Source organism: Bacillus sp. PK3-067 (genome assembly GCF_056738645.1).
In genome coordinates, this window is record NZ_CP096490.1 from 2,110,677 (window position 1) to 2,126,917 (window position 16,241).

Here is a 16,241-nt window from a genome sequence, read left to right on the forward strand (position 1 = left end):
AGTGGGGAAGAATGAAAGCTACTCATAAAGATTGGATCTTGTTTAATGGGAGAATGATTAATACGAAAGAAGAACAGCCGATGGTAGCATTAGAAGAGAGAGGCTTCCAATTTGGTGATGGGATTTATGAAGTATTTAGATTATACGATGGCAAGCCTCATTTATTAGATTTACATTTGGAACGATTCTTTAACTCTATGGCAGAAATAAAACTAATTCCACCATTTACGAAGGAAGAATTAGTAGAAGAGTTATATCAAATGATTGAAAAAAATCAATTTCAAGAAGATGGGAATGTATATTTACAAATATCAAGAGGTGCACAACCGCGCAATCATGTATATGAATCAGATTTACAACCGACATATTTTGCAAATCTTGTTTCGTTCCCAAGACCAGTTGCTTCAATGGAGGCAGGGATTAAGGTGACAGTAGAAGAGGACATCAGGTGGAAGTTTTGCCATATAAAATCTTTAAATTTGCTTCCTAATATCATGATCAAAAACAAAATAAATGAACAAGGGTATCAAGAAGCAATATTAGTACGAGATGGTATTGTGACTGAAGGGTGTCATTCCAATTTCTTTATCGTGAAGAATAATAAGTTGATTACACATCCAGCGGATCATTTCATTTTACATGGTATTACACGTCATTATGTAATTACATTAGCGAAAGAGTTACATATCGATGTAGAGGAACGAGAGTTTTCATTACAAGAAGTATATGACGCTGAGGAGTGCTTCTTTACAGCGACGCCACTTGAAATATTCCCAGTCGTTCAAATTGGTGATGAACAGTTCGGGGCTGGTGAAAGAGGACCAATTACGAAAAAACTACAAGCTGCATACGAAGAGAGTATTCGTTTGTTTAAAGTGACAAATTAATCATGAAGAAAAAAGCTGGTATTCTTCCGGCTTTTTTTCATGATATAATTCAAGCATAGGACAAGTTTTGAAAACGCTGTAAAAAGGGGATTTAATATATGAATTATGAAGATTTTAAAGAAGTAATTCACGGAAGACGAAGTGTTAGAAAGTTTACAGATCAAGAAGTATCTACTAATGATATAAAAGAAATAATTGATTGTGCTCGTTACGCACCAAGTGATACGAATTCACAAACGTGGGAATTCTTAGTTATCATGAATCGAGAGAAGATTAAAGAAATTGAACAAATGACGTGGGATGCATTACATAAACTTGCGGCAAAAGCAGCAGAAAATGGAGAAGAGAAAGCAGGGAAATTACTTACACGTTCTTTCGGACCATATGCAACAGCTTTCTCGGAGGCACCAGTATTAATCGTATGTTTGGCAACACCATATGAATCAAAGTTCCGTGAAAAGATATTTGATCCAATTGCTTTTGTTCCAAATTCAGTTTGGGAGGAAGAAGGCATTAAGAGTAGCTGTTTAGCGGCACAAAACTTAATGTTAGCTGCACATGCAAAGGGACTTGGTACTTGTCCAATGACAGGGCCAGTATTGCTAGCTCAAGATGAACTGCGCCAATATTTACAAGTTGAGCCTGAAAAACAAATAAATATGGTTATTTCACTCGGATTTCCGAAAGATAAACCGAAGAAACTTCCAAGAAAAGAAGTAGATGAGATTACAACGTTTGTTTTTTAATTGCTGTATAGAAAAGACATTGAATTAACAATGTCTTTTTATTTTTGAGGGTATGTAATTCATATGTTGGGCTAAAATGATAGATAAGAGGAAATTACTATTTATTTCATAAAAAAAATTAATGTTCTATTAAGGAAAGTATGATACATTAATCGTGAGCAAGATTCTATTTGTTCATGAAAGTGTTGAAAGTAGTCTCAAAATTTAAAAGTTATTTTTGTATAATAAATTATAATGAAGTTACAGGGGGGATGAATTTTGAAAAAATTCATAATCACTGGATTGTCTGTATTGTTATTAGTTGGTTGCGGTGCTCCACAGGAAAAAGAGGACGCGCAATCAAAACAGGAAGAACAAGTTGTAAACGCAAGTGATGAGAATATGGTTGTATTTCCTGAAGGAGCAATGTCAATTGGAGAAGGGAAAGTAAAAGTTATTACTCCAGATGGTACTTCTGAAAACGGCAATATACCGACTGTATTCATCAAAAAGGATACGTTAATTCAGCAAGTTGAATTAGAACTTTCTAATTTTCAAAGTGATAAAGAAACATTCGTATTTGTAGATCAAATGTATACAGATAAACATCAAGTAACTAGTACAACGCAGACAACAGTGCAGTTAAAAGAAAAAACGCTGGAAACAGGTAGTCATACAATTACTGCAGTTCAGTATGAAAACAATGACCCGAAAGGAAAGGTTATTAGTTTTAATCAAGCAACATTTGAGACAAAACCTGCGTCTTAATAAGAATAAAAAGTACATTACTCAAAAAGTAGTGTGCTTTTTTGTTTGGACTAAAGTGGGCAAGAGTGAATAACTTATTTCATTTTCTAATACGATTAAATAGGAAGTAATCACTTGTTACTACTATGACAGAGAAAGAGGTTGAATACGTGAATGGGTGTATTCGTATCATTTTGATTAGCCTAATGATGGCAGTAATTTGGTTTACGATACAAGAGTTTATGCAAATAACGCTCAATTATCAAATTCATGACTTGTTAATAGGAGCTATTTGTTTTACCGTTGTTTATCTATTATATGATAAACTCGGACTAAGGTAAGTTTCAGAAGAAAAATGTAGGTATTTCATTTGAAATGTCGAATAGTACATACGATGTCGTAATAACAAATTTTCTATTGTTTACTGTGAAACAGAAGAAGGAGAGATAGTGGTTATGAAACGAGCTCTTATTAATATTGATTATACATATGATTTTGTAGCGGAAAAGGGTGCTTTAACTTGCGGGAAACCAGGACAGGAAATTGAGAAGGAAATTGTACATATAACGAAGCAATATATTGAAAATGGAGATTACGTTGTCTTTGCTATTGATAAACATGAAGAAAATGATGTATATCATCCAGAATCAAAGTTATTCCCACCTCATAATATAGCTGGTACAAGTGGAAGAGATTTGTTTGGTGAATTACAAGATGTGTACGAAACATATAAAAATGCAGAGAATGTATATTATATGGACAAAACGCGATACAGTGCGTTTGCTGGAACGGATTTAGAGATGAAGCTAAGAGAAAGAGGAATAGAAGAAGTTCATCTTGTAGGTGTTTGTACTGATATTTGTGTTCTTCATACAGCAGTAGATGCTTATAATAAAGGGTTTAAAATTGTTGTTTATGAAAAGGCGGTTGCATCTTTTAATGCACAAGGGCATGAATATGCACTTGGACATCTTAAGTCATGCTTACATGCAGAAGTGAAGTGAAAAAAGAGGCCTTTAAAAAAGGTCTCTTTTATTTGTCCATGTTCATTGAAAACAGCTACAGCAACTCCTGCTAGATTGAGTGGTCTTGATCCGACAACTTTTCTAAGTTCTTCAATATATCCCATTGTATGTAACCTCCGTAAGAAAAAAAAGAGCAAATAAACTATTCGTTATTATGTAAATATATTCCTCTTTATAAGGGGAGAGATGACATATAACTTATTTGTTTTATTTGGTAAAATATACATCAAAAAAGGTCAAACAAAAACTTTGACCTTTTTTGACCAAATGTTATAATAAAGGCAGAAAGAGATAATCTTTCATTCATAAATAATAAGGAGGAAAAAATATGCGTAATTTATTTCCAGAGATAACAAAACGTCAAAATGGCATTTTTGATTTTGGGCCTTCTTTATTAGAAGGGATGACAGATGCTTTCTTTAAGCCACTGAACATGGATACTTTTAAAGTAGATGTTCATGAGCAATCTGGTAAATATACTGTGAAAGCAGATTTACCAGGTTTTCAAAAAGAAAACATTCAAGTTGATTTTGAACAAGATATATTAACGATCCAAGCAACGAATCATAATGAAGTAGACGAAAAAAATGAGAATGGCACATATATTCGTAAAGAACGTTCTATAGGTTCTGTAACTCGACGCTTTAATTTTAAACAAGTTGAGGAAGAAAATGTTAAAGCAAATTATAAAGATGGCGTACTGACAATTGAATTGCCAAAATTGAAAGAAGAAAAAAGTAGTAAGACAACAATTAATATTGAATAAAAGAGCTGATAAATTCAGCTCTTTTTTTACGTAGTTAATGAATAAATGAGTTGAAATCGTAATGAGATGAATAAAGTTTTAACGTATAAAAAAATTTCACGATTCGCTCCCCCTTAGGTTATTAAAAAGGGTATATTTAAAGGGAAAGGAAAAAGAACACCTAGACATACTGTTTAAGGTGAATTAGTAATAGAGTCAAAATACATAGTAAGGATAGTGGCATTTTAGATTAGGATAATAGATTTTTCTGGAACAAACTTAGGCGATTATGAATTTTTTAATTAGTAAGGAAGTGGTTAAATGAGCTTATTAACGTATACTGAAGAATTTTTTAATTATGTAAGAGAGTTTTTACTTTTAAGATTTTTACTATTTGCTTTAGTTTTAATCATTATTTCTTTTGTAATAAACCGTATTATTGATTGGTTTTTTAGGAAATCAAGCTTTTTTGATGAAGAGGTAGAGCAGACGATTCAAAGTGTAATTCGATCTATTTTTAGATATATCATTATCATCAGTCTTATCATATATTTAATTAGCCAATTTGTAGATATAAAAAGTATTATTGCGGGTGCAGGGATAGCTGGAGTTGTCATCGGTTTTGCTGCACAACAGATGCTAAAAGATGTTATATTAGGCTTTGCAAGATTAGCGGACAAAGAGTTTCGGGTTGGTGATTTTGTAACTTTTAACGGAACAAATTCAGGAACTATTGAAGAGATTAGTATTCGTTTTATGCAAATTCGTGAATGGTCAGGAAAACTACTTACCATCCCGCACGGAGAGATTAGAACGATACAAAATTTTAATAAAGGATGGATGCGTGTAATTGAACGCATCACGGTAAGTTATCAGGAAGATCCAACAAGAGTGAAGGAATTGTTAGAAGAAGTATGTGTTATATGCAATGAAGAATTGAATCAAACTCTTTATAGAGTAGAGGATGAGGCTGTTGAACCATTTAAATACGTCGGTGTTACAGACTTAAATCCTAACTTGAAATATGTTGGCTATGAATTTTGTATTACAGGTTTAATAAAGCCAGAAGATTATTTTGAAACTTCTAGACAAGTAAGATTTGAATTAATGTCTATGTTCCATAAGAATCAAGTGCAAATGCCAGCAGCGAATATGGTTGTTACTACTGAAGGTTTACAGCATATCCATGGTGGACAATCTTTATCGGACAGCTAAAGTAGAATCGTTTGTTAACAAAAATTCTGCTTCCAACATTGGATAGAATAACAATAATAAAATGATTGATATAAAGAAAGGGCTGAAGGAATTCGGTTCTTTTTTTATTTATAGAATTTAGAAATTTCTTAATGTTATAATTGTAGTTGGTGATGAGAATGAACTTTGAAGAAAAAGAGATGCGTCGTTTAGAAGCATTAAAAGAAATTGCTGAATTATTAAATGAAGCAACAAACTTACAGGATATGTTAGAAAAAGTGTTGCATACATTGTTACAAGTAATGAATTTACAAACAGGGTGGATATTCTTTATTGATGAAAGTGGAAAGCACAGCATGCTTGTAGACGAAAATTTACCAGAGGCTCTTACGTGGCAAAAGAAGAAGCCGATGTGTGAAGGAAACTGTTGGTGTGTAGAACGTTTTGTGAATGGGAGATTGGAAAAAGCGACTAATATTATTGAATGTAAGCGAATAGAAGATGCAATTGAATGTAATTGGGGAGAGACAGAAGATGTTACACATCATGCGACAATTCCGCTTAGGTCTGGATCAGAAAAATTTGGTCTACTAAATGTGGCTGCACCTCATAAGACTCATTTTTCTGAGGAAGAGTTAGCGTTATTAGAATCAATTGCATTTCAAATTGGAACGACAATACAACGTATTCAATTAGTTGAGAAAGAACGTAAATATGTAGTGGTAGCGGAAAGAAATCGACTTGCACGTGATTTACATGATTCAGTAAAACAATTGTTATTTTCTATTATGCTAACAGCGAAAGGTACTCTGAATATGACGCAAGATAGAGAATTGCAAGAGATGTTAAGTTATATTGGGGAATTATCACAAGAAGCATTACAAGAGATGACGCTATTAATTTGGCAATTAAGACCTGAAGGATTGGAGAAAGGATTAGCAGAAGCAATTCAAAATTACGGGAAGTTATTAGGAGTTCAAGTGGAAGTTCGAATTGATGGGATGGTTTCAATTGGGGATGAAATAGAAGAAGTTTTATGGCGTATTAGCCAAGAGGCGCTACATAATTGTAAAAAGCATGCTTCGTGTGAAAAGGTACATATTCTTTTGAAAATAGAAAATAACCAGTTACATTTTTACATAGAAGACAATGGAATAGGATTTATACAAGAACAAGTAAGGGAATCAGCACTTGGCCTGAAAAGTATGAAGGAACGTATTCAGTTAATGAAGGGATCGTTTCAAATTATAACAGAGCTGAAAAAGGGTACAAAAATAGAAATTCAATTGCCGATTTGAAGGGGAGAATAAGGTTGAAGATTAAACTGCTACTAGTTGAGGACCATCATATCGTTCGAAGAGGACTTGTATTCTTTTTGAAAACGAGAGAAGAATTTGAAATTATTGGGGAAGCGGAAAATGGCGAAGAGGCATTACATTTCATGCAAAAAGAAAGACCAGATGTCGTACTAATGGATGTATCGATGCCGAAAATGGATGGAATTGAGGCAACAAAACGTCTAAAGCAATATGATGAGACAATAAAGGTACTTATATTAAGTAGTTTTTCAGAGCAAGATTATGTTATACCAGCACTTGAAGCTGGAGCAGATGGTTATCAATTAAAAGAAGTACAACCTGAGCAACTTGTCGCTTCTATTATTGCAGTACATCAAGGAAATGCGAATTTTCACCCGAAAGTAACACCTGCATTAATGGGGCGTTCTGCAGTAAAGAAGGAAGTAGAAAATCCTTTTTCAATGTTAACGAAAAGAGAGCAAGAGGTACTTCGCGAAATTGCGAAAGGAAGAAGCAACAAGGAGATTGCAGCAGAACTTCATATTACAGAACAAACTGTGAAAACACACGTTTCAAACGTTTTAGCTAAATTGGAAGTGGATGATCGTACGCAAGCCGCATTATACGCAGTGAAACATGGGGAGAATTATTCATAAGCATGAATAATTCTGTTATATCGTATGACAGAATACATAGGAGCAATTAAAATTTATAGTAATCCCTAATATAGGTTTTTCTTCTTTCGATAATTAGGTACAATAAAGTGAAACTCTAATCAGTGGGGGACCATCCCCACTGATGATTAGTTTAACTAATCGGTTTTTACAGGATAAAGCTACGATGGAAGGGGAGGATATGCTATGCCTGGTACAAGAAGTGGGATTGGAAAGATTCAGGCTTCGTTAAATGGTTTATCACCGAAATTGCGAAGTATTGCCGAACATATTTTGAAACATCCACAAGATGTTGTACATAAATCTATTACAGAATTAGCTGAAGTTACGAATAGTTCCGAAGCTACGATATTCCGCTTATGTAAACACCTTGGTTTGCAAGGTTTTCAAGATTTAAAGATTACATTAGCTCGTGAAATTGTACATACACCGATGCAAAATATTCATGAAGAGGTATCAGCAGAAGATAGTATGGTAACTGTTGCTAAAAAAGTTTTTCATTCGCATATTACAGGACTGCAAGATACTTTACATTTGCTTAATGAAACGGCACTTGAGCAGGCTGTACGAGCCTTACAAGAAGCAAGTCGAATTGAGTTTTATGGAAATGGTGGCTCTGGTATTATTGCAATGGATGCGTATCATAAGTTTATGAGAACGGGTATTTCTTGTATCGCTCATACTGATTCGCATTTTCAAATTATGGGAGCAGGTTTACTCTCGGAAAATTCAGTTGTTATTGGTATTTCTCATTCTGGTAGCAATAAAGGATTACTTGAAGCGTTAGAAGTAGCGAAAGCAAGAGGAGCCAAAATTATTGCGATTACGAGCTATAAGAAATCAGCATTAAGTCAACTTGCTGATATAACGTTATATACATCAACACGTGAGACTGAATTCCGCACAGAAGCAAGTTCATCACGATTAGCACAGTTAAGCTTATTAGATACTTTGTATGTAGGGTTGTCGTTGCAGCGACAAGAGGAAACTCTAAAAAATTTACAAAGTATACGTGAAACGATTTCGATGAAGCGAATATAAAAAAAGCTCTTCAAATGAAGAGCTTTCAGACTGTAGACAAACTATTTTTGGAGAGTTCAAATGCTAAAAATAGTTTGTTTCTTATTTTAGGGATAATTTATCCAATGGAATTTATATGTAGTGCTTTCTATACTATAATTTACTATAAGTGAGGAAGATGTCTTATGAAAATATCTGTTTATGTTGCAAGTGCATTTAGCAAGGAGCATAAAGGCGGAAATAAAGCAGGAGTGGTATTTATTGAGAATACAAATACATTGACCACTACTCAAAAAATCGAAATAGCCAAACAACTGGGTTATGCGGAAACCGCATTTATATCAGAATCTGAAATTGCTGATTATAAATTTGAGTATTTTACTCCAAAAGAAGAAGTTGATTTATGTGGTCATGCCACAATTGGCTCTTTCGCGATACTGATGCATTTAAATAAACTTTTCAGGAATCGCTATACGATTGAAACGAACAGCGGTGTTCTTACTATCACTATAAAAGATGACATCATATTCATGGAACAAAATAAACCGAGATTCTATGATGTTGTATCTCCAAACGAGTTCATCGACTGTTTTGATAGTAAAGATATAGACAATAAATACCCAATTCAAATTGTCTCCACTGGCTTAAAAGATATTTTAATTCCTATAAAAAGCGAAATACAATTACATGCATTGCAACCTAATTTTGAAAAAATTAAAGAAATCAGCAAGTATTATAATGTTGTCGGGATGCATTTATATACTTTTAATGACAATCGAATTATATGCAGAAATTTTGCTCCACTATACGACATTAATGAAGAAGCAGCGACTGGAACTTCAAACGGTGCATTAGCTTGCTATCTTTATGAACAGCACTATTTGCAAAAAGAAGTCTATGTATTTGAACAAGGTTATTCTTTACACTCGCCTTCCGAAATATTAGTTAAATTAGCAACCAATACCAAGAATAAAATAGAAAAAGTTTATGTTGGTGGCAAAGGCTATTACTGTGAAACTAAGTGTTTAAATATAGAAAATATTGAGTGAAGAGCTTTTTTATCGATGAGAAGTTTGTTACTTTATTTTCTTTTAGAAATGTATGACTTACTTATAGTCAGTGATAAACTCTCATTTTTAAAAATTTAAAATAAAGACCGATTTATGTAATAATTCAAATATTGTTCATAATTTCACAAATTGTTTATGAAGTGTCATGTTATGATGAAGATGTAATGATGATTGAACACTTAAATTTGGTACAATAACTAGCCAAAGTAGTGAAGAAAGTAGTTGTGAGATAAACTCATTAAAATGCTAAAACACTAAAGGGGAGATCACATATGAAAGCAGTAGTGGTTAATAAAAACAGCAAAGCAAACATCGAAGTGATTGAAAAAGAATTACGTCCGTTACACTCAGGTGAAGCGTTAGTAGATGTAGAGTATTGTGGAGTTTGCCACACTGATTTACACGTTGCGAATCATGATTTTGGTAACACTGATGGCCGTATTCTTGGTCATGAGGGTGTAGGTATTGTTACGAAAATAGCTGATGATGTTACTTCACTAAAGATAGGTGACCGTGTAAGTATTGCATGGATGTTCCAATCTTGTGGACGTTGTGAATATTGCGTAACTGGTAGAGAAACATTTTGCCGTGAAGTTAAAAACGCTGGTTATTCAGTGGATGGTGGTATGGCTGAACAATGTATCGTTACAGCTGATTATGCGGTAAAAGTACCAGAAGGATTAGATCCTGCTCAAGCATCATCAATTACTTGTGCTGGTGTAACTACATATAAAGCTATTAAAGTATCAGATATTAAACCTAGTCAACCTATTGTAATCTATGGCTGCGGTGGATTAGGTAACTTAGCTATCCAATATGCTAAAAATGTATTTGGTGCAAAGGTAATCGCAGTAGACATTAATGACGATAAATTAGCCTTAGCGAAAGAAGTTGGTGCTGATATGACTATCAATCCAATTTCTCAAGGTCCTGCTGATAAAATTGTGCAAGAGAAGTTTGGTGGCGCTTATGCTGCGGTAGTAACAGCAGTCTCTAAAGTAGCCTTTAACTCAGCAGTTGATGCAGTACGTGCTTGCGGTAAAGTAGTTGCAGTAGGGCTACCAGTAGAAACAATGGACTTAAACATCCCACGACTTGTACTGGATGGAATTGAAGTAGTTGGTTCTCTAGTTGGTACTCGTAAAGATTTGGAAGAGGCGTTTATGTTTGGGGCAGAAGGAAAAGTAGTGCCGGTTGTTCAAACTTGTTCGCTAGATAAAGTACAAAATGTATTCGAAGAAATGGAACAAGGTAGAATTCAAGGGCGTATGGTAATTGATTTTAAAAAACATAATTGTGATTGCAAATAATTCACTTTAAATATAAAAAACATGAGTCTAGCAAAGGACATGTAAAAAAGTTAGACAGCATAAGAAGATGATCCCTGTATTTAATAGGGATCATCTTCTTTATTTTCTACTAATATCGATGCCAATTAATACTTCATTAATGAGAAATGATTAAAGGTTTACTTTATTTGCAAACGAAAAGGAATCTTTATGTTTAACAAATTTTTTATGATCTGGAACGTTTTGAATTGCTACAATTTGCGAATCTCTTGCTTTCAGTGCATCTTGAATCCCGATGGTCATAAGCTTAATAAATAGAATCGTAATAAAGAATGAAGCGAGAGTATAAAAAATAATCCACCATGAAAGATTCATTTCATTACGATTTAATCCAATAAGACCTGCCCAATCATTAGATAGAGAAACAGGTTTGAGCACTCCGTCATAGAGTTCACGCATTTGTATGCCGCCAATTACAATGTTAAGCAACGCTAAATGGATAACGAGTATGAGTGTTTGGACGATATGTTCCATAAATAATACAAATAAGCGGTCAAGTAATAAGACTCGTAAGTGTTTTTTTATAATATGAAAACGACTAGCCCCCAGTAATTGTGAACTTAAGATGTAATCTTGTTTCATAAATTCATCAACCTCTGAGGATATGTATAAAGAAAGTGTAGGCAGAGCGACGAAAATAAGTACGAGTACTTGATAAAACGTAAATGAAATATTTGGATCTACCCCATCAGCATTTGATGTGATTATAATATTAACGGGCGTGATGAGTATAAATGCGATAAATAGAGTTGGAATGTAATAAAAAACTTCTGAGCATGACTGGAAAAATCTCTTGAGTTTTGGAGCAAATAAACTTAAGAGGATTCCTATACATGTTCCGCATAAAATTCGAAAGAAGCTAATTGCCATGGCTAATAAAATAGTGAATTTTGCTCCTTCTACAATTTGTAAGAAAACAGACTCTCCAAAACGATCAGATCCAAAAGGTGGAATTAACGATGGCGGAAAGGGGGCCTTTCCAAGTAATTCGTTATTGTCATTGTAAAGTAACTGAGGAGGTTTTGGGATGTTATCTTTAAAGAACCAACTATAAATAAAACTAGCTGAAATAAGTATGAATAGATAAGTAAAGCCGATTAAAAAGCGTTTTGATTTCCAAATAGATTTCATAATGATACTCCTTTCAATTGCTTTTTCCATCTATTCATCATGAATGAGACTATTTGGAAAATAGCATAAAATGGTAAAATAATCATAACAAGTATGATAAATGCAGCTGGAGGTGAAACAAACGCCTTATTAAATAAAAATTGAATAATGCCTTCCATATTAAAAACAAATTCTAAAATGAATAAATTAGAAAGTAAGAAAACAAAAATCGTTTTTAAATGGTGGAAGAAGTGGATAGATATATTTTTGAATAAATGAATGCATAGTATATAACTTGATGAAAGGCCTTTTCCATATGCAACCTCTACGTAATGTTTTCCTTGCTCTTCTTTTATGTATAACACCATCATCCGAAACATTTGTAATGTAGGTAAGACAGCTAATGATAAAATAGGGAGTAAATAAGCTCGATTTTCATTAAAGGAAATAATAGTGACAGGAGATTCCCCAAATTTCTGAAGTACCCATATGAAAAATATTTGCAAACAGATCATCATCATCATATCAGGGACAGCTTCTAATATGAACACAATTCGGTTTATCCATTTTTTTATATAATCTTTTGCTAAAAAATAAAAAAATGCCATGCTAGATGATAAAAAGAGAGCAAGAAAAAAGGCTAAAAATAATATAGTAAATGAATATAGGTAAGGTTCTAAAACAGTTGGAAATAATGGTGTTTTTTTGAAATGGCCAAACTTCGGGTCTGATCCTATAATCACTAATGATTCAGGGGAAAAAACTTGTTTTAACATAGTAACGGTCTGATTAAAAAAATAAATTGGTTGAAAGGTAAATCCTTGTTGAGTGATAAATAAATAAGGTAAATTTAATAATAGTAAGAGTGATAAAAGAATTGATGAAAGCTTAATTGTGAATTGAGATATTTTATTTAACATTAAATCCCTCCGACATCTTTTTACAACATTATACAATAAATTTCGTGTTATTGTTTTTATTTTTCTGAAAAATAAAAATACTTTTCGGTTTTATAGTATGCAAGATATATTTACAAGATAAAAAAGTGATAGTAGGGGGCCACGCTCTATGTTTATCAAGATAAAAGACTAGTGAACCTAAAACAATAAATATGAGTAGAATGCACAGAATTCTCATTCTGCGGTTAGTTACTTTTCTTGGCTTGATGGTGATGTTACGTGACCGCTAAAAATGAATATTGCTTTTCAACTTTTTCTTCAAGCAAATAAGTAGAACGTATGGAGGATTATGTATGTGTTGTTAATGAGAGGAAAGAGTGTATTGCGTAACGAATATAACGTAATTTTACCGCATGGAAAAGCTAAATTTAGTATATAAGTGAAATGGAATGAGGGGATTTATTTTTGGTATGAAAAAAATTTTCTTTTTATAACTTGATAAATGAAAAAATATTTTATATACTAATTCATGTAAACGGTTTACTAAATCGTATTTTGCTAGTAATGAAGGGAAGATTCGCATGGAAACAAGGGGGAGAGTAATCGGGATTGATATCGGTACCACAAGTACAAAAACGGTTGTGTTCACAGAAAAAGGAAAAGTCATTGCATCACATGCAATCGATTACCCAATTATTCAACCGAATGTAGGATGGGCTGAGCAAGATCCTGATGTAATATGTGCCGCTGTATACAAAAGTGTAAGCGTTGCCATCGAAAAAGGTAATGTATTACCAGAAGATATTTCTTCAATCGGTATTAGTACAGCTATGCACGCATTAATTGCAGTAGATGAAAATGGTACGCCATTAACGCGTTCTATCATTTGGGCAGATAATCGAAGTACGAAGCAATCAGAAAAATTATTACAACAAATGAATGGGCATGAAATTTATAGACGTACAGGTACACCGATTCATCCGATGTCACCACTTTCTAAATTGTTATGGATGAAAGAAGAGGAACCAGAGTTATATACAAGTGCCTATAAATTCATTTCCATTAAAGAGTATGTGATTTACCAATTATTTTCACGCTACGTAGTTGATTATTCGATTGCTTCTGCTACAGGGTTATTTAATTTAGAAACATTAAACTGGGATGAAGATGTTTTAACTATGTTACATGTGTCATCAGAAAAATTATCAACCCCTGTACCAACTACATATATTTTATCAGGTATGAAGCCAGAGTTAGCACAGAAGATGGGGATAAGTGCAGAAACACCAATTGTCATCGGAGCAAGTGATGGGGTTCTTGCAAATGTAGGAGTTGGTGCGATATCACCGGGTGCGGCTGCAATTACGATTGGAACGAGTGGTGCGGTTCGAACAATCTCATCAAATATAAATACAGATGAGAAAGGGAGAACGTTTTGTTACGCATTAACAGATGAGCACTGGGTAATCGGTGGTCCAACGAATAACGGCGGAATATTACTGAGATGGTTACGTGATGAATTTGGTAGTCCAGAGCAAGAAGTAGCAAGAAAGCTCGGCATTGATCCTTATGATTTATTAATTAAATATGCAGAAAGCGTACCAGCTGGAGCGGATGGGCTATTGTTCTTACCTTTCTTATCTGGAGAACGCGCACCTTACTGGAATGCAAATGCTCGTGGTACATTCTTTGGAATCAATCTTCAACATAAGCGAGAACATTTTATACGTGCAGTGATGGAAGGTGTTTGTATGAGTGTATATTCAGTAGCACTCGCAATCAGGGATTGTACAGGGCCACTTACTGAAATACGAGTTTCAGGAGGGTTTGCAAAATCTGCATTTTGGAGACAAATGTTGTCCGATATGATGGGAAAAGAATTGCTTGTACCTGAAAGTCATGAAGCATCTGCGCTTGGGGCAGCGGCAGTTGCTTTATATGCTGTAGGAAAAATTGATTCTCTTGAAGAGGTAAAGGATTGGATTGATATTGTCCATCACCATGTACCGAATAAAGAAAATACGGCTATATATTTAGAAATGTTTTATATGTATGAACGACTTTACAATCGCTTGAAAGAAGAATTTGATTGTATAGCTGCTTTCCAACGTAAACAATAGGGGGATTGGGAGAAATGGTAGTTGGGATCGTACTAGCGGCAGTTGTCATACTACTTTTACTTATTACGGTAGTAAAATGGCATCCATTTGTCGCATTAATTTTAACAGCAATTGGTGTAGGATTAGCAATGGGAATGCCTTTAATTGGAACTTCACCAAAAGATCCAGGGATTATTGATTCTATTAAACTAGGGCTTGGTAATACATTAGGGTTTTTAGCAATAGTTTTAGCACTAGGAACGATGCTTGGAAAAATGATGGCCGAATCTGGTGGTGCTGAACGTATCGCTAACACATTAATTAATCGTTTTGGGAAGAAACGAGTTCACTGGGCGATGATGTTCGTTGCATTTTTAGTAGGGATTCCGGTATTTTTCCAAGTTGGATTTGTACTATTAATTCCGTTAGTATTTACAATTGCGTTAGAAACTGGGGTATCACTTATTACAATTGGTATTCCGCTAGTAGCAGGACTATCAGTCGTACACGGACTTGTTCCACCGCATCCAGCGGCAATGGCGGCAGTTGGTATTTTTAAAGCAGATGTAGGGAAGACAATTTTATATGCGTTAATTGTCGGACTTCCAACTGCAATTATTTCAGGTCCACTTTACGGGAAATGGATTGGTGCTCGTATACATAAGGAAGTACCATTAGATATAGCGGAGCAATTTGTTGAAAAAGATAATAAAAAAGAGCTTCCTAGCTTTTGGAATACATTGTTTACAATTTTACTTCCAGTATTTCTTATGCTTGGTGCATCAATAGCAGAAGTTGCATTAAATAAAACGAGTCAACTAGCACAAGTATTACACTTTATTGGAGATCCGATTGTGGCTTTATTAATTGCAACCATTTACTCTTTCTTTAGTCTTGGATATGCAAAAGGTTTCTCAAAAGATAAAGTGTTACAATTTACAAATGATTGCCTTGGACCTATTGCAAACATATTGTTAGTGATTGGTGCAGGCGGCGCATTTAATAAAGTATTATTAGATTCTGGAATTGGAACGACAATTGCAGATATGGCGAAAGAATCACATATTTCACCGATATTATTAGGGTGGGGAATTGCGGCACTAATCCGAATTGCAACTGGATCGGCAACTGTTTCTATGATGACAGCAGCTGGTATTGTTGCGCCGATTGCAGCAAGCACACCAGGTGTAAATGTTGAATTATTAGCACTTGCAACTGGTGCAGGGTCATTAATTTTATCACACGTGAATGATTCAGGATTTTGGATGATTAAAGAGTATTTCGGAATGACTGTGAAAGAAACATTATTAACATGGACTGCAATGGAGACTATATTATCTGTAGTAGCACTTGGGCTAATTTCGATATTAAATATATTTGTATAGAATAGGAGATTGAT

16 protein-coding genes and 1 pseudogene are annotated in these 16,241 nt (G+C 34.1%); 14 read left to right on the forward strand and 3 right to left on the reverse strand.

All coding sequences use genetic code 11. From position 1 onward, the window contains the following. Positions 1 to 11: 11 nt before the first annotated feature. The 5 genes from dat (at position 12) to M1D73_RS11030 (ending at position 3,363) form a co-directional block, all read left to right on the forward strand. A complete protein-coding gene (dat, locus tag M1D73_RS11010) occupies positions 12 to 887 on the forward strand; it encodes a D-amino-acid transaminase (protein WP_000648383.1) in 876 nt (291 codons plus the stop codon). A gap of 98 nt (positions 888 to 985) precedes the next feature. Continuing rightward, positions 986 to 1,633: a nitroreductase family protein gene (locus M1D73_RS11015; RefSeq protein ID WP_001105288.1), complete on the forward strand. Its 648-nt coding sequence runs from the start codon at positions 986 to 988 to the stop codon at positions 1,631 to 1,633. 258 nt (positions 1,634 to 1,891) lie between these two features. Beyond that, positions 1,892 to 2,380, forward strand: coding sequence for a putative periplasmic lipoprotein (locus M1D73_RS11020; RefSeq protein WP_000713496.1), 489 nt, complete (start codon positions 1,892 to 1,894; stop codon positions 2,378 to 2,380). A gap of 125 nt (positions 2,381 to 2,505) precedes the next feature. Next, positions 2,506 to 2,700, forward strand: a complete 195-nt coding sequence (locus M1D73_RS11025; protein WP_033686893.1) for a hypothetical protein — start codon at positions 2,506 to 2,508, stop codon at positions 2,698 to 2,700. A gap of 114 nt (positions 2,701 to 2,814) precedes the next feature. Beyond that, positions 2,815 to 3,363 (forward strand): cysteine hydrolase family protein, encoded by a 549-nt coding sequence (locus M1D73_RS11030; RefSeq protein ID WP_000816764.1) that lies wholly within the window; start codon positions 2,815 to 2,817, stop codon positions 3,361 to 3,363. Between the two features lie 29 nt (positions 3,364 to 3,392). Here M1D73_RS11030 and M1D73_RS11035 read toward each other — a convergent pair. Beyond that, positions 3,393 to 3,488: pseudogene (locus tag M1D73_RS11035) on the reverse strand (DNA mismatch repair protein MutT); the annotation flags it as partial. 224 nt (positions 3,489 to 3,712) lie between these two features. Here M1D73_RS11035 and M1D73_RS11040 point away from each other — a divergent pair. From M1D73_RS11040 to adhP, 7 genes are all read left to right on the forward strand, one after another. Then, positions 3,713 to 4,150 carry an Hsp20/alpha crystallin family protein gene (locus M1D73_RS11040; protein ID WP_001245055.1) on the forward strand — a complete coding sequence of 146 codons (438 nt, stop codon included), beginning with the start codon at positions 3,713 to 3,715 and terminating at the stop codon, positions 4,148 to 4,150. Between the two features lie 300 nt (positions 4,151 to 4,450). Further along, complete coding sequence (locus tag M1D73_RS11045; protein WP_000055427.1) at positions 4,451 to 5,344, forward strand: mechanosensitive ion channel family protein; 894 nt, start codon at positions 4,451 to 4,453, stop codon at positions 5,342 to 5,344. 158 nt (positions 5,345 to 5,502) lie between these two features. Next, positions 5,503 to 6,621, forward strand: a complete 1,119-nt coding sequence (gene casK / locus M1D73_RS11050) for a two-component system sensor histidine kinase CasK (RefSeq protein WP_001008465.1) — start codon at positions 5,503 to 5,505, stop codon at positions 6,619 to 6,621. A gap of 14 nt (positions 6,622 to 6,635) precedes the next feature. After that, positions 6,636 to 7,277, forward strand: a complete 642-nt coding sequence (gene casR / locus M1D73_RS11055) for a two-component system response regulator CasR (protein ID WP_000694623.1) — start codon at positions 6,636 to 6,638, stop codon at positions 7,275 to 7,277. 204 nt (positions 7,278 to 7,481) lie between these two features. After that, on the forward strand, positions 7,482 to 8,336 hold the full coding sequence (locus tag M1D73_RS11060; RefSeq protein ID WP_001119642.1) for a MurR/RpiR family transcriptional regulator: 855 nt from the start codon (positions 7,482 to 7,484) through the stop codon (positions 8,334 to 8,336). A gap of 164 nt (positions 8,337 to 8,500) precedes the next feature. Further along, entirely contained in the window at positions 8,501 to 9,364 is an 864-nt protein-coding gene (locus M1D73_RS11065) for a PhzF family phenazine biosynthesis protein (protein WP_000704346.1), read from the forward strand. 293 nt (positions 9,365 to 9,657) lie between these two features. Further along, positions 9,658 to 10,695, forward strand: a complete 1,038-nt coding sequence (gene adhP / locus M1D73_RS11070) for an alcohol dehydrogenase AdhP (RefSeq protein WP_000649120.1) — start codon at positions 9,658 to 9,660, stop codon at positions 10,693 to 10,695. A 150-nt stretch (positions 10,696 to 10,845) separates the two neighbouring features. Here the strand turns inward: adhP and M1D73_RS11075 are convergent, their stop codons facing one another. Both M1D73_RS11075 and M1D73_RS11080 read right to left on the reverse strand, forming a co-directional pair. Then, positions 10,846 to 11,865 (reverse strand): ABC transporter permease, encoded by a 1,020-nt coding sequence (locus M1D73_RS11075; RefSeq protein ID WP_000836565.1) that lies wholly within the window; start codon positions 11,863 to 11,865, stop codon positions 10,846 to 10,848. Continuing rightward, complete coding sequence (locus M1D73_RS11080; RefSeq protein WP_000932683.1) at positions 11,862 to 12,764, reverse strand: ABC transporter permease subunit; 903 nt, start codon at positions 12,762 to 12,764, stop codon at positions 11,862 to 11,864. The genes M1D73_RS11075 and M1D73_RS11080 overlap by 4 nt, the downstream gene beginning before the upstream one ends. Before the next feature lie 560 nt (positions 12,765 to 13,324). On the opposite strand from M1D73_RS11080, the gene gntK reads away from it, so the two are divergent. Together gntK and M1D73_RS11090 are read left to right on the forward strand one after the other, a co-directional pair. Next, positions 13,325 to 14,863 (forward strand): gluconokinase, encoded by a 1,539-nt coding sequence (gntK, locus tag M1D73_RS11085; protein ID WP_000450008.1) that lies wholly within the window; start codon positions 13,325 to 13,327, stop codon positions 14,861 to 14,863. Between the two features lie 14 nt (positions 14,864 to 14,877). Then, entirely contained in the window at positions 14,878 to 16,227 is a 1,350-nt protein-coding gene (locus M1D73_RS11090) for a GntP family permease (RefSeq protein WP_000260208.1), read from the forward strand. The last annotated feature ends 14 nt before the right edge of the window (positions 16,228 to 16,241 follow it).